11 protein-coding genes, 1 tRNA gene and 2 pseudogenes are annotated in these 21269 nt (G+C 37.4%); 5 read left to right on the top strand and 9 right to left on the bottom strand.

Going from position 1 to position 21269, the window contains the following annotated elements; genetic code table 11:
* Nucleotides 1–33 precede the first annotated feature (33 nt).
* Together IW22_RS05730 and IW22_RS05725 are read right to left on the bottom strand one after the other, a co-directional pair.
* Nucleotides 34–5907, bottom strand: coding sequence for an alpha-2-macroglobulin family protein (locus IW22_RS05730; RefSeq protein ID WP_051891109.1), 5874 nt, complete (start codon nucleotides 5905–5907; stop codon nucleotides 34–36).
* Nucleotides 5908–5913: 6 nt separating this feature from the next.
* Nucleotides 5914–11790 (bottom strand): alpha-2-macroglobulin family protein, encoded by a 5877-nt coding sequence (locus tag IW22_RS05725; RefSeq protein ID WP_034724949.1) that lies wholly within the window; start codon nucleotides 11788–11790, stop codon nucleotides 5914–5916.
* Between the two features lie 18 nt (nucleotides 11791–11808).
* On the opposite strand from IW22_RS05725, the gene IW22_RS05720 reads away from it, so the two are divergent.
* From IW22_RS05720 to IW22_RS05705, 4 genes are all read left to right on the top strand, one after another.
* A complete protein-coding gene (locus tag IW22_RS05720) occupies nucleotides 11809–12564 on the top strand; it encodes a hypothetical protein (RefSeq protein WP_034724948.1) in 756 nt (251 codons plus the stop codon).
* A 3-nt stretch (nucleotides 12565–12567) separates the two neighbouring features.
* On the top strand, nucleotides 12568–13671 hold the full coding sequence (recF, locus tag IW22_RS05715) for a DNA replication/repair protein RecF (RefSeq protein WP_034724947.1): 1104 nt from the start codon (nucleotides 12568–12570) through the stop codon (nucleotides 13669–13671).
* Between the two features lie 83 nt (nucleotides 13672–13754).
* The gene (locus tag IW22_RS05710) at nucleotides 13755–14306 is read left to right on the top strand and encodes a hypothetical protein (RefSeq protein WP_131401698.1); all 552 of its coding nucleotides are present in this window, start codon (nucleotides 13755–13757) and stop codon (nucleotides 14304–14306) included.
* A 1-nt stretch (nucleotide 14307) separates the two neighbouring features.
* Nucleotides 14308–14604, top strand: coding sequence for a DciA family protein (locus IW22_RS05705; RefSeq protein ID WP_034724943.1), 297 nt, complete (start codon nucleotides 14308–14310; stop codon nucleotides 14602–14604).
* 317 nt (nucleotides 14605–14921) lie between these two features.
* Here the strand turns inward: IW22_RS05705 and IW22_RS05700 are convergent, their stop codons facing one another.
* From IW22_RS05700 to IW22_RS05690, 3 genes are read right to left on the bottom strand one after another with little or no spacing between them, the layout of a single operon-like run.
* On the bottom strand, nucleotides 14922–16952 hold the full coding sequence (locus IW22_RS05700; RefSeq protein WP_034724941.1) for a recombinase: 2031 nt from the start codon (nucleotides 16950–16952) through the stop codon (nucleotides 14922–14924).
* 13 nt (nucleotides 16953–16965) lie between these two features.
* Entirely contained in the window at nucleotides 16966–17610 is a 645-nt protein-coding gene (mtgA, locus tag IW22_RS05695) for a monofunctional biosynthetic peptidoglycan transglycosylase (protein WP_034724940.1), read from the bottom strand.
* Between the two features lie 45 nt (nucleotides 17611–17655).
* Nucleotides 17656–18702 (bottom strand): ABC transporter substrate-binding protein, encoded by a 1047-nt coding sequence (locus IW22_RS05690; protein WP_034724938.1) that lies wholly within the window; start codon nucleotides 18700–18702, stop codon nucleotides 17656–17658.
* A 59-nt stretch (nucleotides 18703–18761) separates the two neighbouring features.
* Between IW22_RS05690 and IW22_RS05685 the strand changes: the two genes are divergently transcribed.
* Nucleotides 18762–18835 (top strand) — tRNA-Arg (locus IW22_RS05685).
* Between the two features lie 186 nt (nucleotides 18836–19021).
* On the opposite strand, the pseudogene IW22_RS24810 reads toward IW22_RS05685, so the two are convergent.
* From IW22_RS24810 to IW22_RS24615, 4 genes and pseudogenes are all read right to left on the bottom strand, one after another.
* Nucleotides 19022–19270: pseudogene (locus IW22_RS24810) on the bottom strand (hypothetical protein); the annotation flags it as partial.
* 121 nt (nucleotides 19271–19391) lie between these two features.
* On the bottom strand, nucleotides 19392–19940 hold the full coding sequence (locus IW22_RS05680; RefSeq protein ID WP_034724935.1) for a hypothetical protein: 549 nt from the start codon (nucleotides 19938–19940) through the stop codon (nucleotides 19392–19394).
* A gap of 74 nt (nucleotides 19941–20014) precedes the next feature.
* The gene (locus tag IW22_RS05675) at nucleotides 20015–20269 is read right to left on the bottom strand and encodes a hypothetical protein (RefSeq protein WP_034724933.1); all 255 of its coding nucleotides are present in this window, start codon (nucleotides 20267–20269) and stop codon (nucleotides 20015–20017) included.
* Nucleotides 20270–20680: 411 nt separating this feature from the next.
* Nucleotides 20681–21136, bottom strand: a pseudogene (locus tag IW22_RS24615) (RHS repeat-associated core domain-containing protein); the annotation flags it as partial.
* Nucleotides 21137–21269: the final 133 nt, after the last annotated feature.

The raw sequence follows: 21269 nt of genomic DNA, 5'->3' as shown, positions 1-21269 counted from the left end.
TTAAAATTTTTACTCCTTCCCTATAGCCAAAAATCATTCCAAAATCTGAACGTTGGTTCCTTTTGTATGGGCATTCATCTGCGGTGCATAGTAATTCTGCATCGTGGTGATTCCATTGGAGAACTTACCTGCGGCATTGGAGATAAGATCATATTCGAAGACATATTTTCCTTTCGGCATATACTGAATGTAGAAGTTTGTGGAAGCATCTTTTGTAGACTGGTAATAGCCTAAGCTGTTTTTCCACTGATAACCGGACAGTACATCCGTAGGTTCAAATCCTGCGGCACGCATATCTTTAATGTGAATGAATTCCATTGCTCTGTCTGTATTCAGGATCATTCTTACGGTTACTTTATCCCCTACTTTTAAAGGTGTATCCGCCGAAATTTTCTGAAGTTCTTCACCATTTACCGTTTTCACTTTTTTGTAAAGTTCTTTGGTGATCGAGATATAGTTTTCAGAAGATTTTATTTTATCAAGATCTTCATAATACTGCCAGAACAAGCCTCCCTGTACAATTCCAGGACCTGGTTTTGTAACGGTAACGGTTCCTAAGTTTTTGTCTACTACATCCGTTTTCACGGTTGATTTCACATAGCCTGTCGCCTGCGTTTGCGGAGCTAATTCTTTTCCGCCCCAAACGATTGTAGCCTTATCACTTTCAGCGCTGGTCCATGATTTACCTGAGTTTAGGATCGTAAAGATTACTTCTGAGGTTCCTCTTGAGCTTCCCCATGAATTCACTTCTTTCTGTGTGATCAGCCAGATCTTCATATCTTCAATGAATTTCTGATCATTAGATTTCAACTTATTGAATGCTTCCAAAGCACCTGCATGATTCACTACTTTAGATCCGAACCAGCCCCAGTCGTTAAGGTTCTGTTTCCAGTAAACGCCCTGAGTTTTTGTATCGGTAGAAGTTTCCTTCAGGTAATTCATTAATTTATCTGAAACGTCTTTTAAGCCGTAATCATTCATCAGTAAGGCAGCACGGTGAAGTCCGAAGAACGTGAAATCTGTGATCTTCGCTGTTTTTGCTTTCTGTTTTACCAACGATTTCAATGAAGCTCCTTTTCCTTTTAACGGATACTGTTTTTCCCAATAGTTTCGGGTATCAAGATAATCCATGGTCCAGTTGTTCCAGATATTATCTTTTTTCGCATCCCAGTATTTATCGATCTCGTTGTCTACGTACTGAACCAGTTTCGCTTCCAGTTCTTTCTGATCAGCTCCCTGATAGTCTTTCGCATTATCTTTTAACCAGGTATTGATCTTACCTAAGTTTTTAAGGATGTACAACGATGTTCCGTAAGAACTCGGATATCCCGGATACCAAGAGAAACCTCCATCCGGATTCTGCAGTTTCTTAAGATCACTCCAATCCTGATTGATTGAATTTCTCATGGTGTTGGCATCAAATAATAGAGCCAGTTTCTGCATCTGCTCGCCTTCATTTTTACTTTCCAACACCCAAGGTGTTTCTTCCAATAGAAGCTGCTTCAGTTCCTGATTTTTTTCAAGATTTGAATTCAGCAATCCTTTACTTTGGTACTCTTCAAAAACGGTCTTCATTTTCGGATTTGCTTTGAACACTTCAGAAGCCAGTACATCCGCGAACCATTTGTTGAAGATCACATCGGCAGAATTGTTCTGATCATTTTTCAAACTTGGTAAGGCAAACATGATTTCCCAGATCGGATTCGTCGTCAGTTCTAATGTATTTGAAACATTAGTGATCGTTGTAGAACTTGAATTTTTAAGGTTATCCAAAACAAATGTTTTCGTTTCGCCTTCTTTCACAAATACCGGTACGGCATCTGTTACAAGCATTCTGTTCGGAAGTACAGCGATCGCCTGCTGTTCTCCGTCTGAGTAAGCCCCTGCTTTGGCTACTACTTTCAATATAATGGAAGATACATTATTCGGAACTTTCAGTTTCCAAGTCAATGCGCTGTTTCCTTTTTCGTTTAAGCTAAAATTCTGCGTTCCTGCGTTGATCCCGAACTGAGAAGAAATATTTTCATTCGTAAAGGCATCCAGGATCTGAAGCTCTGCTGAACCGCTTAATTTTTTATCGGTAAGATTGGACAGTTTCGACTGAAGATTCAGTTCGTCTCCTTCTCTCAGGAATCTTGGATAATTTGGAGTCACTGAGAATTCTTTCTGCGTCACCACCTGTTTTTCCAATACTGCTGCTCTGGCATCTTTCGTGTGAGCCAGGAACATCAGCTTCCATTTTGTCAATGCTTCCGGAGAAGTGAATTCGAAGCTTACATTTCCTTCTGCATCTGTTTTCAGATCAGGATAGAAGAATGCCGTTTCGTTCAGGTTTTGACGTACTGGAACTTTTTCCAGATCTTCTTTTTCAACTGCCATTTCATTTAAAGACACTGCTGCATCAGCCTGAGCTTCCGCTGCTCCTAAAGCCACGTTCATTTTTCTGGCCATCTTAGCCTGTCCTGCAATAGGTGAATTGGGAGGAGCTGGAGCATAAGCCGGACTCTTCACACCCTCTACCATTGCATCAGTGGTATATATTGCGTTACTCATCTCATATATTCCACCATCAAACCAGTTAAAATTTGGAATATCTACATATTTTCCATTGTAATATTTCAATCTTTTCTGATAGTATTGCTGAAGCAAATACTGTCTGATGTCGTAAGAAGTCACAATAGAATAAGGCGAATATAAATTCTGCCAGCTAAAAGTATTCGCGGCAAACTGATCCAATGACATATCATACATATTGGCCAGCACTTCAGCATTTACTTTTTCTTTATCGCTTCCTGAAACTTTTACCGTCCATTTTTCTTTTGAATTCGGTTCCAGTTTATCTCTGAAAGTAACGGTTTCAATTTTTACAGGCTGTTCGGTATTTTTTATTTTTAAAGTCACAGACTGGGTCTGCACATCGTTGAATGCTGCAATCTGGAACTGAATGTTCAATGCTGCTACACTTTTGTCTTTAGGAATATCTGTGGTGTATTCCAGAACTCCTTTTTTCATCTGATGTACATCAGAAACTGTTTTCCCGGAACCGTCCTGAATAAATACATTCACGAGGGCATCCGGAACCGCAGAATACACATACACCTTAGCCTTCTCCCCTCTTGAAAATTCATTCTTAGGTTCAATAACGGTCAGGAATGTTTTTTGCGAAGGTTTTAAAGATCCTTTATCCCAGATACTGAAATTCTGAGAAGATTTTATGGTGTCTTTTCCTTCCATATTATACAGCTCAAGCTGATAATCGCCGGCTTCCAGTTTTCCTAAATCCAGTTCTGCAGATGGTTGCTGAAGTTTTTCTGCAATCAGTTTTTCTGCTTTCCAGTTTTTTGTTTCATCGTCTTTATCGAAAAGATCATGCGGGAATTTGCTGATGAATTCATCTCTGGAATATTTAGGCTGATTCTGAACTTCCTGTGCGAAATTATCTCTGAAAATTCTGTTCGGAGTATTCAGTTTTGATAATTTTACGTGGTATGATTTTTTAAGATCCTGTTCGTTGTAGTTCAGCGTTTCTACCTTCAGTTTTACATTTTCGTCACTGAATGTATTCTTGATTCCGTCCGCTTTAATATAGTGAGAAACCGAAGCTACTTTCAATTGCGTATTCGCAGACTGTGTTTCTCCGTTGATATCCGTTACCGAAGCATTGATCTCATAGTTATCGATCTGGATTCCTTCCAGCTTTTCATCTTTTTTAAGATCAAGACGGATGACAAATTCTCCTTTCTCATTGGTTTTAGCCTCGCCAAGGATTGAATTTTCGTTGTCATTACCACGCGGATACCACCAGAAATATCTCCATCTGATGTTGTGCTTTTTGATCTCGTAATTGACAGTTGTATTGCTCAACGCGACTCCGGAGAACATCATTGCTTTTCCTTTCAGCTCGATGGTCTGTCCGTATTTGTATTCCTCTTTTACAGGATCAAAAGTCACTTCAAATTTAGGTCTCTTGTATTCCTCAACCCGGATGTCTTTGTAACCCTGAGTCCCTTCATCTGTTCTTAAGTAGAAAACGCCGTTCAGCTGACCTTTAGGAAGGATAAAACTTCCATGGTAAGATCCAAACTCATTGGTTGTAAAATTCTGTGAAGACACTTCCTGGCTGTTGGCATCCAGAAGGGTAATTTTTTGTTTTAAACCTGAAGTTACCGCTTCTACTTCCTTATCAATTTTTGTATTGATCACTTTGAAATAAACGGTCTGTCCCGGTCTGTAGATCGCTCTGTCTGTAAAAATCTGAGCAAGACTGCGGTTTTGTTTATTAGGATTGTAGTTTTCTACATTTCCGCTATTACCATATACTTGCATGATTTGGAAATCATTGGTTTTTGGCTGGCGGATCAGGAAAGTCCTGTAATATTCGTTGCTGGCTGTGGATGGGAATTTAAAAACACCGTTCGCATCCGTTTTTCCATCAATTTTATTTAATGTTTTATTGGCCACAAATTCATAAAACGTAAGGCTTTCATTCGCTGCCGGTTTTCCGTTTTCACTGTTGACCAATTTCAGTGTATTAGAAAGTTGATTCCTGTCAGTTTTGGTCTGATAGATCACTCTGTTTCCTGAAACCAGGAAGTAGAAATTCTGTCTGGAATCTGAGTCTTTTGCTTCAGATCCTGCCACAGCATATTCAATAACATACACTCCGGAAGGAAGCGGTTTAATTTCCAGTGAGGTCTTATGGATCTGGTAGTCTTTGGAATCACCAAGCTGGAATATTTCTTTTCTTACCAGATTTTTTTTAACCTTACTAAAAGTATTATTGTATGAATTCTGTACATACTGCATCAATGTTGTAAAATCTTCTTTTACTTCATAAATGTTCAGTGAAAAATCCGTCACGTTCTTATGTTCCGCTACGAAATGGATAGGCAGATTGTTTTGGGTCTGCTGTTCGTATTTAATCGTAAGAAACGGATTGGTGATCTGATTTTCTTTGTTTTTTATATTTTCAATGAATGGAGATTTCGGATACTGTTTTTTCGCCTGGTCAGCAATAGCCAGAGCTTCTTTCTCCTTCTTTTTCGCGATCAGCTCATTCATGATATCTTCCATGATGATCACTTTGTAATCTCCTTCCGTATCGGATTTCAAAAGAGTTTGGAGTTGTTCCAGTTTATCTTTACACTGACTGTAATTACAGTTTTCCGTCAGTTTTTCCTTTGAGAAATACAGTTTAGGATTTCCAGTGTTCTGCGCAATCAGTTCATCAAAAGTTGCATTGATCTGTGTTCTGTTCTCCGTTAATTCATTTTTTGTGAAAAGACTGCCTTCAGAAAGAAAACTGATCTTCTTCATAGAATACCATTCAAAGAGGGTTGGGAAAAAAGCAACATCCTTGATTTCTGTAAAAATATCTTTGTATTTCTCCAATGGTATTTTTTTCATCTCCTGCTTCTGCTGATCGAATTCCTGATAGCTTTTTTTCAGGTAGTTTTTAAAATCAAGCTTACTCCAGGTTTCGATCTGAGCCAGATCCTGTGAATTGATATTGGTTCTGCTTTCTATTTCCCACGAATTCTGGTTGTAATAATCCATAAAAAATCCGTTCAGAAGAACTGTATACACCAGTTTCTCTTCGCCTTTCAATTTGCTGTCCGCCTCTTTCAGCTTGACAAAAAATTTCGAGGCTGCATCATTCTTATCGTCGTCTACGGTAAGATTCACAACACTGAATTCCGCTTTCAGGGAACGGATGAGCTGGATGGCATTATTTTCTTTCATTGCGTGGTTTTGTATGTCTAAAATGATGGGAAGATTAGATTTATAGGCACCTTTCGCACTGTTTTCAGTCACTTTCTTCCACTGGTCGTCGTAGTATTTCTGCGCATGCATTTGGCTAAAAAAGCCGAAACACAGAAATATCAGTATGAGTTTTACATTTTTCATATATTGTTATTTTCTTATTTCTATTTTGTCTCCTTTGGTTCTGGCATTCATCTGAGGGGCATAATAATTCTGAAGAACCGCAAAACCACTGGAGAAGTTTCCTGAAGCATTACATACCAGGTCATACTCAAATACATATTTCCCTTTTGGCATATAATAGATAAAGAAGTTGGTAGAGGCATCTTTTGTCACCTGGTAATAGCCCAGATTATTTTCATACTGATACCCGGACAGTACATCTACAGGCTCCAGGCCGGCTGCTCTCATATCTTTCAGGTGTACGTACTGCATAGGGCGGTCTGTATTCAGAATCATTCTTACAGTGAGCCTGTCTCCTACCTTCAGCGGGCTGTTTTCAGTAATCTTCAGCAGCTGCTCTCCGTTTTCTGTTTTTATCTTTTTATAGTATTCTCTGTTCATTGAAAGATAGGTTTCTGTAGATTTTACATTCTCCAGATCTTCATAATACTGCCAGAATAATCCACCTTGTGCAATTCCCGGACCAGATTTAGCAATGGTAACTTCCCCGAGGCTCGGATTGATCTTATCTGATTTAATGATCTGTTTCAGATAACCTGTCGTTTTAGTCTGTGGTGAAACGTTCTTTCCGCCCCAGGTCACAGTGGCTTTGTCCGCTTCAGGTGTTGTCCATGATTTTCCTGAATTCATCATAATATAAATAATCTCCGCTGTGGTTCTGGAATTCCCCCATGAATTTACTTCTTTTTGGGTAGCCAGCCATACTTTAGATTCTTCAATGAAATTAATATCGTTTGGAGCTACTTTATTTAAAGCTTCTATGGCTCCTGCATGATTCACCGCTTTGCTTTCATACCAGCCCCAGTCGTTCAGGTTTTTTTTCCAGTAAGCGCCCTGAGTTTCTGATGACACAGACGTTTCTTTCAGATAGTTGACCAGCTTTTTAGAGGTATTATGAAGTCCGTAGCTGTCATAAATAAGTGCCGCCCTGTGAACTCCGAAGAACGTAAGATCCGTTACTTTGAATTTATCCGCACGGCTGATGATCATACTTTTCAATGCCGCTCCCTTTCCTTCAATAGGATATTCTTTTTCCCAATATCGTCTGGCATCGAGATAATCCAAAGCGAAATTACTCCACGGATTGTCTTCTTCCCCGTTCCAGTATCTTTCCAGCTGCCCGTCTACAAAACTGATCAGTGAGGAAACCATGGCTTTCTGGCCGGACTGGTATTCAGAGATTCCTTCTTTAAGCCATTCATTCATTTTGCCCAGATTTTTCAGGATGTACAATGAGCAGGTATAGGAACTGTCATAACCCGGAAGCCAAGGAAATCCACCATTCCGGTTCTGATATTCTTTAAGAAGATTCCAATCTGTACTGATGGAATTTTTCATCGCATTTACTTCGAAAAGCCTTGAGATATTGTTCATGGTTTCCGTTTCGGATTTGGCCTGCAGGACCCATGGGGTTTCTTCCAGCAGAACCTGTTTCAGTTCCTGATTTTTTTCAAGATTGCTTTTCAGGAGACCGGCAGTTTTGTATTCATCAAAAACCGCTTTCATTCTTGGGTTCGCTTTGAAAATTTCAGTTCCCACCACATCTGAAAACCATGTATTGAATATTTCATCAGAGGTTATATTTAAATTCTGGCTCAGATCAGGAAGCGCGAAAATAATTTCCCAGATCGGATTGGTTTTCAGCTCCAACGTATTACTGAAATTAGAAGCTGTTCTGGATGTATTGTTTTTTAAATTATCCAATGTAAATGTTTTGGTCTGTCCTTCCTTTACAAAAAGGGGCACAGCATCGGTAACCAGCATCCTGTTTGAAAGTACGGCAACGGGAATCTGTTCACCATCGGAATAGTTCCCTGCTTTTGCCACCACTTTAATGATGATTGAATATACCCTGTTGAAAGGTGTTTTAATGTTCCAGCTTACTGTAGCATTTCCCGTTCCTCCCACATTAAAGTTCTGCACAGATGTAACCCCAAATAATGATGAAATATCTTCATTGGTCTCTGCATTCAGGATCTGTAAGGATGCAGCACCGGCCATAGCTTCGTCGGTAAGATTGGATATTCTGGTCTGGAAATTAAGCTCATCACCTTCTCTTAAAAATCTTGGATAGTTTGGATTGACGGAAAGTTTTTTCTGCGTAACAATATCTTTTTCCAAAACGGCAGATCTCGCATCTTTGGTGTGTGCCAGGAACATCAGTTTCCATTTGGTGAGGGCTTCAGGGGTTGTGAATTCAAAGCTCACGCGGCCTTCCTGATCTGTTCTCAGCTGAGGATAGAAAAAAGCTGTTTCATTGAGGTTTTTACGAACCTGTACATCACTCAGATCTTCTTTTTTATCTTCAGACTGCTTATCTTTTTTGTTATCTGTAAGTCTAAGGTCTTCCTCATTTTCAAAGCGGCCTTTTTTTCTGCTTATACTACTTACTTCCATGGCTACTGACTGTTTGGGACTCGGGCAGCCATTGTAGGACTCCAATCCCGGAACTGTAGGGCATGCATCATGTGCATCATCAACTCCATCACCATCGGTATCTGTGGTAAGACCATATTTAACCAGCAGGTTATAAAAGACATTATCATCAAACCATTTGAACTGCGGGAAGTATACGTTTTTAGTTTCAACATAGTTGATTTTTCTGTACCAGTATAAAGATTCAAAGAAGTTACGTACATTATAATCTTCAATAACACTGTATGGAATGTAGTATTTGTTGAATGTATAGGAATTCGCTATAAATTTATCAAGAGATTTGTCATACATGGCAGCCAGTACTTCTGCCACTACTTTTTCTTTGTTTTTCCCCAATACTTTAATGCTCCATTTTTCTTTTGAATTGGGTTCTACTTTATCCCTGAAAGTCGTCAGTTCAATTTTTAAAGGCTCTTCTTCTTTTTTAACATAAATATTGGCAAATTCATTCTGAACATCATTGTAATGAGCCAGTACAAACTGTATATTATATTTAACGATTTTTTTATCCTGAGAAACCGGGAAAGTATAAGCTAGTACACCGTTGGTCAGCTTCTTTTCTTCACGTTTTCTCTGTCCCTGTCCGTCCTGCCAGTATACATTCACCACAGCATCCGGAATGGCAGAATAGGCATATAAAGTCACCTGTGAACCTCTTTTCACTTCCTCTTTGGGAGCGGTGATTTTCAGGAACGGGAACTGATCCGGTCCCAATCCGTTTTTATCCCAGATACTGAAATCCTGCTGGGTTTTTATGGTATCTTTTCCTTCGATATTGTACACCAGTAATCTGTAATCTCCGGCTTCCAGCGTTCCAAGATTCAGTTCCTTACTATTCTGAGAAAGCTCTGTAACCGTTTTCAGAATTTCCCCGTTTTTACGGTCTTCCGACTTATCGTATCTGTCATGCGGGAATTTTGACAGGAACTCTTCTCTCGACATGTTCGGAAGATCCTGAATATTATTCTTAAAATTGTTTCTGAGAATCCGTTTCGGCTGTCTGAGCTGAACAAGTTTTACCTTATAATTTTTCTCTAAAGGAATATCATTGTAATTGAAAGATTTTACTTTGATCTTAAGTTCTTCATTCGCAGAAGCTTCGTTTATTTCATCCGCAGTGAGATAATGTGAAACTGAAGCTACCTTTATATTGGTTTCTGCAAATTGAGTTTCTCCGTTAATGTCTGTGGCAGACGTTTTTACTTTATAGTTGTGAACCTGTATTCCTTCCGTATTCTCATCTTTTTTCAAATCGATTTTAATGATAAATTCTCCTTTTTCATTGGTTTCTGCTTTTCCTAAAATTGAATTTTCATTGCTGTACTGTTCCACTGGATACCACCAGAAATACCGCTGGCGTATGTTTTCTTTTTTAAGTTCAAAACTGATATTGGTATTACTTAAAGGAATTCCTGAAAATGTACGCACTTTACCCTTCAGCTCTATGGTCTCCCCATATTTGTAGTCTTTTTTGATGGTATCAAAGGTGATTTCAAATTTCGGACGTTTATATTCCTCCACAGAAAAATATTTTGAGTCATTGATGTGATGACTGTTATACCTGGCAGAAACCTCCATTCTGAATCTCCCGTTCAGTTTATCTTTCGGCAGTACAAAATTTCCATTGTACGACCCGAAGGCATTGGTTTTAAATTTTTGAGTACTTATCACTTGGTTATTGGCATCATACAGCGTCACTTCCTGCTCGTTATTGATAATGATATTGTCCCTTCTTTTTTCAAAATCCGGAGTGGTGGACACAGCTTTAAAATAAACCGTCTGCCCTGGCCTGAATATTTCCCTGTCCAGAAAAAACTGGGTGTGAGGATACGGATAAGCTCTGGAACGGGCTTCATTGGCACCTTCCATCATATTGAAATCATTATGTACAGGATCATAAATCAGATAAGGAGGTATCGAATGATATTCTACTTTTTCAGACGGAAATCTGGCAAAATTATCAGTCTGAATAAGCAACTGGGTTTCATTCACCGTTGAATAATCTCCAAAACCGTATCTCAGCAGTCTTGTATTGGGCATAGGCGTTCCATTTTCCCTTGAAACCAGGATATGGTCTTTATGTTCGTTGTAAATAACTCTTGAAGAAGTCACAATAAACAGAAATTTGGATACATCTTCCCCATTGATATATTCACCGATATATAAACCTTTGGGAAGTGCCTTCATTTCCAGTGCTGTGGTATGGTTATTAAAATCTTTTTTAGTGGGAAGTGTGAAAACATCCGTTCTGAAAAGAGTTTTATCTATTTTTTTGTAGTATTCAGCGTAATCAAGATGTTGCAGATACTGGAGCTGCTTTTTGAAATCATTGAGCGTGTAGATCTTGATGGTAAACTGATCTGTATTTTTGTGCTGTGCTACAATCTGTATAGGTTTTTCAGGCTCATTGTGTACCTCATAAAAAAGCTGTACAACGGGAGTTTTGATCTGGTTTTCCAGGTAAGTGATGTTGCTCAGAAATTTCGACCCGGGATATTCTGTTTTTACTTTATCAATTAGGGCAATTGCTTTTTCAGGCTTTGATCTGAAAAGATTGTCTGCAAAGTTATTGACAATTAATATTTTATAATCCCCTTCTATTGGAGAATTGACCAGAGCAATCTGTTTTTCGGTAAACTGATCGTCTTTCTTTATTTTATTCTCGTAAATCAGCTTCTGATGCTGAAAATAAAGTTTGGGATTTTTGAGATTAAAATCAATCAGATTCTGGTACAATGACAGAACAGCAGGTTGATTTTCTGTCAGTTCATTTTTTGTAAATATATCGCTGTTGTTAAGGAAATCTATGTTTTTTTTAACTTTCCAGTCGTAGAGTGTAGGAAAGAAATCAAAGTCACTTTTTTTATCAAAAGCATCTTTATATTTTTCAAGATGTATTTTTTTAAGCTTTTTATCCAGGGCTGAAAGCTCTCCAAACTTCTTCAGGTAGTAGTTCTTGAAATCAAGTTTCGTCCAGGATTCAATCTCGGCAACATCTCCTTTTTCAACATCGGTCCGTTTCTGGATCTCCCATTTCTTCATTTCATAATAGCCTTCGAAAAACTCGATCTCCAAAACTTTAAATAAAAGCAGGTCATTTTTTTTCAGCTCCTTTTCCATACTGCTGATCTTTGAAAAGAAGACCGATGCATAATCATTTTTAGAATCATCATGGGTTTCTTTATAGATCACGAATTCAGCTTTTAAAGATTTGATAATCTCGGCAGCGTTCTTATCTTGAATGGCTTTTTTCTGAATATCCATGATAATGGGAAGATTTGATTTGAATTCGCCATTGCGATAGCCTTCTGCCACTTTGTGCCACTGCTCCTCATAGAAGTTCTGAGCTGAGAAAAATATGCTGAAAAAAGTAAAAAATAACAGAACATATTTGGAGATGTTTTTCATAGGTATTATTTTTGATCAATGAATTTCTTAAAAATACTGAAAAAAACTGTTATCGACAGTCAAATTTATGTCTCCATTATGGGAACTTTGTTTGCTGTATTTTTTATGGAAGAACAAAACACTTTCCGGTACCCTACTGTACTGCTTATTTTCATTACTTATTTCAGCGGTTATCTTTACACTAAATACCAGTATACCAGACACTTTTTCAAAATACTTGCTCTGAACGCAGCAGCCGGCGTTATCTGTGCATTTCTGATCATTCACAACCATAATGAAGTACGACTTTTGAAATGGGTTGTGATTGTGGTTCTGGGACTTCTGTACAACAGTTTTTTCCTCGATGTGTATATCCGGAAGATTCCGTTGCTTAAAGTTTTTTATGTTGGATTGGTATGGGCACTGGTCAACTGCTGGCTTACCCTTCCGGAGTTCAGTCTTCCTATTTTTCTAATCAGCTTCTTTTTTATAACCGCTTTGGTTCTTCCTTTTGATATCAGGGATATGAAAAGTGATACGGTAGAGACTTTTCCCAAGATGATAGGTGTTCAGAACACCAAATACATTGCTTATGTGCTGGTCTTTATCAGTTTGATTCTGGCGATTTTTAACCTTAAGCTGATTTATGCTGTCGCTTTTTTTCTAACAGGAATCATCACCTTTATTCTGATCTATTTCTCTGAAAATAAAAGAGATGATACTTATTTTTCTTTCTGGATCGAAACCTGTTCTGCACTTCCTTTTTTATTTTTACTAATAATGGAGTATTTTTGACGAATGATTATCAAAAAGCTTTCCCTTTACAATTTCAAAAACCATTCGGAGCAGAAATTCGAATTCTCTCCTCAAATCAACTGTTTTGTGGGAAACAACGGTGCCGGAAAGACCAATATTCTTGATGCGCTGCACTATTTATCCGTAGGAAAAAGTTTTTTAGGAAACACGGACACTAACAATATCAAAAGGGAGGAAGATTTTTTCACCATCGATGCTGAAATCCAGAATGAAGACAGTGAGGATATCATTAAGATTTCCCAGCCCAAAGAAGCTAAAAAGATCATTAAAAAGAACGATAAGAGCTATGACCGCCTTGCAGACCACATCGGGTATCTGCCAAGCGTAATGATCTCTCCTTATGATTCGAACTTAATTTCAGATTCCGGGGAAAGCCGCAGAAGGTTTCTGGATTCTATGATTTCTCAGACCGATTCTGAATATCTTTTTGATCTGATTCAATATCAAAAAACAGTACAGCAAAGAAATGCCCTGTTAAAATATTTCGCTAAAAACAGAACCTGGGATAGAGATTCACTGGAGATTTATGATGATCCGATCAGTAAATTTGGAACCAGTATTTTCGTCAAAAGAAGAAATTTTGTAGAGAAACTTGATCCTATCGTTCAGAATTTTTACAGCATTATTTCCGGAGGAAAAGAAACGGTTTCCGTTCAGTACCAGTCTGATTTAAGTGAAGGCTTCAACTCCGCTCAGCCTGACAAAGTTTTCAGGACCCTTTTAACGGAAAGTCTTGAAAGAGACCGGATGCTGACGTACACTTCAAAAGGAATCCACAAAGATGACCTTCTTTTTGAAATGGATCATGTTCTGATCAAAAAAATAGGTTCACAGGGACAACAGAAATCTTTCCTGATTTCGTTAAAGCTCGCACAGATGAGCCTTGTGAAGGAATTGACCAAAAAGACCCCGATTCTTCTTTTGGATGATATTTTTGATAAGCTTGATGACACCCGGGTTTCGCAACTTATTGAACTTGTAAATCAGGAGAATTTCGGCCAGATATTTATCACGGACACGCATAGAGAACGTACGGAAAGCGTGGTGAAGAAGATTAACGAGGAAAGCATCATTTTTGAGGTATGATTTATAAGGTCCACCTATTATTATGCTCTCTTTTTTTAAGTTTTTCTTTCGCCCAGAACAAGCAAAAACTCACGAAATCGCCTATGACTGAGCATATTGAAATTAACAAAAATTTTAAACCCATTTCACTCAATAATAGAATTTCTAAATTTCCATTCAGCAAGGCGGCCCAGATTAAAATTATTTCTTACAATCTTAGCTTTAGAGGATATCATATTCCTGATCCTCCCAAATTAGATTCTGCAAATCTAAAAAAATATAATGAAAATATTAAAAAGCCAATTGTATTATCTAATCTAATGGAAAACAATGATAATAAAGGAGTACAGCAATCAAAAGTATTGACTCTAACCGAAATTTCGGAACTTTCCCATATTTTATATAATACATGTGGAAAGTATTATTTTAAGAATCGAATGGGAAACAAATGTTTTTTCCCAAGAAATGCAATTCTGTTTTACGATGAAAATAATCAAATTTTTGCTTATCTTGATATTTGCTTTGAATGTTCTGGAATAAAATTCTTTCCAGAGAATATTTCTCAATCAATTGACGCATGTGAATTCATCTATCCGGAATTAAAGAATTTCTTTAAAAACAAAGACTTAATGACTGAATATATACTGGAGAAATGATATGAAGAAAAATAAAAAACGTGAATTTCAATCGTCAGAACTTGTGAAATCTTTTGCAAGGATTCATGGTTTTGAACATAAACTGATTGCTTTTGAAATTAAAGATTTTCTAGAGGATTATCTCGATGAAAGTCTGTTCAATGAGATCAGAAGTGTGAATATTGAGGATCAATGCATTATGATCAAGATTGATTCTCCTCTGCTTAAACACGATTTTCAGATGCGAAAAAGCTTTTATCTTAAAAAGTTTCAGGACAAATTTGGAGAGGACAAATTCAATGATATCCGCATTTTATAAAGATATTTTTCATAAAATTTATAGGCAATATTAAATTTAGTATTATATTTGAGAACAATATTAAATCACCTAACCATGAAAAAATCAATTAAAAAATTAAGCAGAGAAAATTTAAGCCAAATTATGGGTGCCGGAGTAAGAATATGCTGTGAAGCTAATTGCGACACTGGGGAGTGTTTATCCTATGTTACCCTTCCCAACAGATGTCCATCACCGGATATTTGTTGGTAATTTACATTTGACCTATCTGTAAAAAATAAAAATGCTCCTCTAAGGGAGCATTTTCTGTATATAGCTGATATTATATTTAATGTCAGTTAGTGTTCTTCCTGTTTATTGGTAAGCGTACTGCTCATCAGGTCATCTGCTTTTTTATCCAGTCCTGAACTTAATGGAAAGAAAAACTTGAACGGATTTTTTACAAAATATTTGAAAATCTCCCTGTAAATTTCGCTCACCTGTCCAAAGTTCATTTTCCTTGATCTAAACGCAAGAAACATCGATAGACTGAAACTTACCAGAAAGTTGAAGAATCCAATAAGGAAAACCGTAACAAAAGATATCCAGAAGGTATAGGAATCTACGGAGAAATCCTTTCCATAAAGGCCTAATGCGAAGTTTCCGGCGGCAAAAGTAATGTGTCTGATATCAAGGTCTAATCCGAAGAAGAGACCAATCGGAGCGGTGGCACCCAGAAATACCCCAAACCAGAAATTGGAAACAATTCCCGGCCAGTTTTTAGCATAATATTTAGATAATCTTTTTGCAACTTTTTTACCCAAAAAACTTCTGATAGAAAGGTTTTTTGCGATCCTCTCCGGAATCTGATAAAATACTGAGTTGTTTCCTATATTTCCAGAAATAATCCCGGAAATAAAAAGATAGAACCCTGCAATACTGGCATGCAGTATTGCTTTTGACTTAAACGGATCGAGGTCTTTTAATAATTTATCTGATCTTTCTACCGCTAAATTCTGGGAGAAAAAGATGTCCAGACCATAGATGATCGCTAATGCTATCGGAAAGGAAAGAAGCACATTTCCTACGAATGCAATGAACTGGCTTCTGAAAAGCTTTGACACAAGATGGGCAAATTCGGTGTTGTTCCGTTTGCTGTTTCCTTCTTCTGAAAGGACTTTGGTCATGGTAGCTGCGGTCATGGCAGGCTGTTTTGTGGCCAGCGTAAAGCCCATCAGATATATCATGATGAACCCCATCGCATAATTCATCGAATATAAAAATGCATGTGAAAAATCACTTCCGGGAATGTATCCGTAGAGCATTTTCAGAACGCAGAGTGCTCCTACAATAATTCCACCACCGCTGGCTTTATAGAACATCGTCATATACTCTTTCCGGGTAGATGTGATGTAATGGGTGCCGGTTTCTGCCGTGTGGTTGGTAATAAGGTGCGAGATCAGACGTGTACTGTCGTTGATCAGATCTGCAATATTATTTTTATGAGATTTATAGTTTAAGATATTAAAAATCAGCTGTTTTGATTTTATCGTAATATCTTCTTCATTATCAATAACCAGAAGCTGTACAATTTCATAGATCCTTTCGGTCTGCTGACGGATCTTCAGCAGTGACTGGTTGATTTTTCCGGAGATCCCATATTTCGCAGAATTTTTAAACGCAATATTCACGAATTCATGGCAGTGTTCCGTATAGATCTTGATCTGTTTGTAGCGGCTGTCTTTGGAATGCAGCTGAAGTTCAGGATCATTTTTAAGATCTTCGGTAAGCGCTTCAAGCTCGTTCTGCAGGGCCAGGAACGGGTTGTCCAGATTTCTGTACTGCGGAGCCATTCTTACCACTTCTACTTCCATCGCCATTCCCGTTACACGCCAGGAAAGAATACTCATCGAGAAGATCAGTTCTTTTTTGACATTGGGTTGGGTAATAAAATTGGAAGCGTCGAGAAGGTCTAAAAACTCATCAATTTCATTTTCGGGAAGATTATGTAAGTACTGCAGATCTTTTTTAGGTCTGAGACTGACATTATCAATCATGTACCACACCGTTTTCTCATTCTCTACGGGCGGCAGTATTTTATTCAGTATTCTCTTTTTAAGCTCCGGAAAGAAGGCATTTTCTGAGAGAATATTGGCTTCGGTCAGGGAAAGGTTGAATGGTCTTCCTTTAAAAACATTATGGATGTAATGTTTAAAATTTTCAGCAAAATCCGGATTACTTTTAAGGAAATTGAGAACGTCCGTGAAATCTGCCCTTTTAATGCTCTCTAAAAACTCTGCAAAAGGCTCTAAAGAAAGGGTTTCATTCTTAAAAGAGAAGTATTTTTTAAGAACTGATTCAAAACTTGTGCTGGAATTAAAAAATTTCATTAGGACAAAGATACTATTTCAAACTCACATTCCTCATCTGTCTCATGATCCAATTGTGTTTCTTTCTTAAATACGGTGATGGATTTTTAGGGTCATATTTCTTCGGATTAGGCAATACAGCCGCAATCCATGCAGCATCTGAAGCGCTCAGATCTTTGGATGATTTCCCGAAATAATACTGAGCTGCAGCCTCCACCCCGAATACACCCTGCCCCATTTCGATGGAATTCAGGTATCTTTCCAGAATAATATCCTTGCTCCAAACCTTCTCAATGATAAAGGTATACATGGCTTCCAGTCCTTTTCTGAACCAGCTTCTGCCCTGCCACAGAAAGACATTTTTTGCGGTCTGCTGCGAAATGGTACTTCCACCACGGATCTTTTTTCCTTTCTCGTTATTCTTCATTGCCTTCTCAATCGCCGTATAATCGAAACCGTTGTGGACAAAGAATTTCTGGTCCTCAGAAGCGATCACTGCTTTTTTAACGTTGTTTCCCATTTCGTCATAGGAAATATAATCCCTGTGCAGCTTTCCGAATTCGAAAATACCTCCGATCTGAGTAATGGTAATAGGCGGATTAAAAAATCTGCCCCAGATAATGAACACCACATTCAGAACAAGAACGATGAAAATAAGCTGTTTAATTTTTTTCCACATAATTTTTTGTAAAAAGGAACTGCAAAAATAAACAATTCGTCCGAGTTATTGAAGCTCTTTCATGTAGGTAAGCTGATATTCCGGAAGAAGTTCAGGGTGGAAGATCTTGATATAATCTTTCAGGATCAGATCAGCTCTTACGGCTCCGCTTTCGAAAAAGTCGTTGGCTTTGTTTTTTTCTTTCCCGGCAATGGTGTAGATCTTTCCTTTATTGAATACTTCCAGTTTTCCGTAAAAAGGATTGGTTCCCAGCATTTCTTTTTTAGAGGTATGACTTCCTGCGTTTACCCAATACTGTACCCCCGGTGATTTAGCATATACTTCTTCGAAGCTCATCGTCAGGGACTTTTCTTCTTTATTGTCTTTCATAATGTAAGAAGCGTTGGCATCACCAATATAATTCGCTACCGATGTTTTTCCGCCCGGCAGATACCAAACATCACCGTACATTTCATTGGCAAGCACCACAGGTTTATCCTTTGCTTTTAATGCCAGCTGCTTCAGCTCACTGTAATTTTTTTCAATTTCCTTATATTTTGCTTCAGCTTCTTTCTCTTTTCCGAAAAACTCTCCGAAAAGTTTGATGTAAGCGGTTTTCTGCAACGGAAGCTGTTCCATATACTCATCCAGAAAAACAACCTGAATTCCATTATTTTTCAACAGCTGATAGGCATTATCAAAGCTTGCAATATAGTTCGTGAAAATAGCATCCGGCTTCATGGAAATGATCTTTTCTACATCATACTTCTGCTCACTTCCCACATTCTGGATCTTCCCTTGCTTTAAAAGATTCTGAATTTTATCCGAATAGATGTACTCCGGACTTGAAACCCCGATGATCAGATCTTCAGCTCCTAATTCAGAAATATACCCGGCCATACTCGCATTCAAAAGGATGATTTTCTTAAATGGAGTTTGATTTTGCTTAAAATTATAGGTGAAATTTCCCGACTTCAGCTCCAAAAGACCGTCATGCTCCTTAAATTGGGTACGGTTTGAGATTTGAGTCCAGTCTGAGGACGAAATTTTTTGTTCTCTTTTACAGGAGATTAGCGCTATAACTGTAAATAAAAGTAAAATTCTCTGTTTCATCTTTCAAAGAAAAGAAAAAAGTGCTATATTTGCAAACCCTTAAACAACAAGGTAACAACGGCCTCGTGGCGCAACTGAATAGCGCATCTGATTACGGCTCAGAAGGTTACAGGTTTGAATCCTGTCGAGGTCACTAAATTTTAAAAGAGAATTTTGTAAAATATTGAAATCCAATTTATTACAAATTCTCTTTTTTCTTTTTGTATCCTTTTTTCTAAAGTCATTATATTATTATTTTAAGCTAATTCTTCAACTCTTTCTGCACTAGAAAATACCTAAGATGCTGCCTCAGTACATAATCATACATCCCACTCTTCTACAAGTCTTTACCGTTGTACTTATATTTATATGCACGATTTCCATATAAAACATCATACCCTTCATGCTTCAATCCAAACGGATAATAATTACTTTCCTCAATGATCTCTGCTCCTGAGCCGTTTTTAAATTAGCTCAAACGAGTATTCCCAAGATGATCGGCATAATTATACACATATTTACCAGTTTCAAAATAAAAATAACCTTCTGCGGTAGGGAAGAATTTCAATATGTCGTTTTCATACTGGAAAATTTGTTGTCTCTGTACCAAAGATCCTTGTATTTAATTTAGGCTAAAATAATAAAACCACTGTAGAAAACAGTGGTTTATTTTTATTGCTGGCAGGGAGGTATGCTCACACCAGCGGGGCTTACTTAAATTTAACAATACACTGTTCAATAAATTGTGTTGATGTGAAGATTACTTTTTTTTCATTTGTAAACATAAATAACGAATCGTTTTTAACTGTATCGGATTTTCTATCATGAACCTTTAAAAGAAAGATTGCTTGATAGTTGCCTGTTTTAATATTTTTTGGTTTCAAATACTCCACACTTTTTATAATTTTTATTTCGTGTTTCATACTGTCCTCTACTTTTGTATATTTTGATTTGATTCGTTCCAAATCCTTTATTGTTTTAACATTTTCAAGTTCTTTTGTTAACTGTTGCTGTTGTTTATTTAATATTATCAATCTCTGAGTAGAATAGTTAGATACAAAATCAGCTTCCTGCCATTCTTTTAAAGTATCAAATTTTACAAGCTGAATGGATTCTAAAGAAGAACCATCTTGCTTAAGCTCTTGTGTAATTTTTTTCTGAATAGATTGAGTTAATTCTTTTTTAAAACTTTTAGTTTCATCTTTTTTACAAGAAAAAATAATGAATAAAATTAGTGTGCAAATTATTTTAGTTCTCATATTATCTTGGTGTTATTCTTTTTAATATAGAATCAGCTTGTCTACCAAACTTCACCCCATCAGTATTAAATCTATTAATCATTGAATCCTTTTTGACTTCTTGACATATTAGTCTTATAAACATCCTGAGTTTTAACACCAACACCGGTTATTCCGCCTCCGTCTCCTCTATATATATTAATACCAACCGCTTGAGGACCAGAATGACTAAATGTATCCGGTTCTTTCGTTAAAGAAGACTTATTCATATCTACAAGAGACATTACATCTACCATAGTATTCATCAAAATACTCTTTACATTTGTTGCACTTTTATCTCCTCTGCTCAAACCATTGTGTATCCCTCCAAAATAACCTTCAACATCAACTACTTTGTCTATATCTGGTCTAAAGAAAGGATTTGTACCACCGCCTATACCTAAACCTCCCGGATTTGAATAAAAATCTCCTCCTTAATTTCCTAAATGGGAAAGGCTTTTTTCCAACTGAAGACCGCTGGTTACTGTTCCTCCAAGAGTTTCATTTGAAAAATTCACCATTGCTGTTGATAGATTATCCGGCATATACTCTGCTGTTCCGCCTGCATTAAGCCTTACATAACCAGCTTCTCCGTCACTTCCAATCTTAGCATCTGAAACTACCGAACCATTTTTAGCAAATGTATCTGCTCCGGCAGCTTTTGCCTGAGCTGCTGTCGTAATATTCGCATCATATGTCCATTGATTATCTTTCTTGATCCAATCAGTCCCTTGTCTTCCATCAGGGTCTATGAAACTAATTGGGTTGTTGTAAGCGTAGTTGTAAGCATTCCAACGTCTAGAATTTTCCGCCAGCGGGTCCACAACACCCCATCTTCCAATCTCCGGCATATAAAATCTCGCACCATAATCATACATCCCACTCTCCTGAAGTTCCTTTCCATTGTACTTATATTTATACGCAGGATTCCCAGACAAGACATTATATCCTTCATGCTTCAATCCAAACGGGTAATAATTACTCTCTTCAATGATCTCTGCTCCTGAGCCATTTTTAAAGTAGCTCAAACGTGTATTTCCAAGATGATCGGTATAATTATACACATATTTTCCGGTTTCAAAATTAAAATAACCTTCTGCGGTAGGGAAGAATTTCAACGTGCCATTTTCATACTGGAAACCATCTACCCAATCTGTCGTATCTGTACCGTCTATTTTGTATTTAGTTTAGGCTAAAATAATAAAACCACTGTAAAAAACAGTGGTTTATTTTTATTGATGGACATGAGTAGTACGCTTGTAATTTCTGTAATATTACGAAAATACTTCATTCGTAAACGTATAAATTCGC

The organism is Chryseobacterium sp. JM1 (assembly GCF_000737715.1).
GTDB lineage: Bacteria > Bacteroidota > Bacteroidia > Flavobacteriales > Weeksellaceae > Chryseobacterium.
Note: the sequence above shows the minus strand (reverse complement) of the source record. Positions and strands in the feature narration are given on the sequence as shown.

Bases quoted from the DNA above. Each gene is read 5' to 3' on its own strand.
- IW22_RS05730 (WP_051891109.1), bottom strand. From the start codon at position 5,907: ATGAAAAATGTAAAACTCATACTGATATTTCTGTGTTTCGGCTTTTTT.
- IW22_RS05725 (WP_034724949.1), bottom strand. From the start codon at position 11,790: ATGAAAAACATCTCCAAATATGTTCTGTTATTTTTTACTTTTTTCAGC.
- IW22_RS05720 (WP_034724948.1), top strand. From the start codon at position 11,809: ATGAATTTCTTAAAAATACTGAAAAAAACTGTTATCGACAGTCAAATT.
- recF (WP_034724947.1), top strand. From the start codon at position 12,568: ATGATTATCAAAAAGCTTTCCCTTTACAATTTCAAAAACCATTCGGAG.
- IW22_RS05710 (WP_131401698.1), top strand. From the start codon at position 13,755: ATGACTGAGCATATTGAAATTAACAAAAATTTTAAACCCATTTCACTC.
- IW22_RS05705 (WP_034724943.1), top strand. From the start codon at position 14,308: ATGAAGAAAAATAAAAAACGTGAATTTCAATCGTCAGAACTTGTGAAA.
- IW22_RS05700 (WP_034724941.1), bottom strand. From the start codon at position 16,952: ATGAAATTTTTTAATTCCAGCACAAGTTTTGAATCAGTTCTTAAAAAA.
- mtgA (WP_034724940.1), bottom strand. From the start codon at position 17,610: ATGTGGAAAAAAATTAAACAGCTTATTTTCATCGTTCTTGTTCTGAAT.
- IW22_RS05690 (WP_034724938.1), bottom strand. From the start codon at position 18,702: ATGAAACAGAGAATTTTACTTTTATTTACAGTTATAGCGCTAATCTCC.
- IW22_RS05680 (WP_034724935.1), bottom strand. From the start codon at position 19,940: ATGAGAACTAAAATAATTTGCACACTAATTTTATTCATTATTTTTTCT.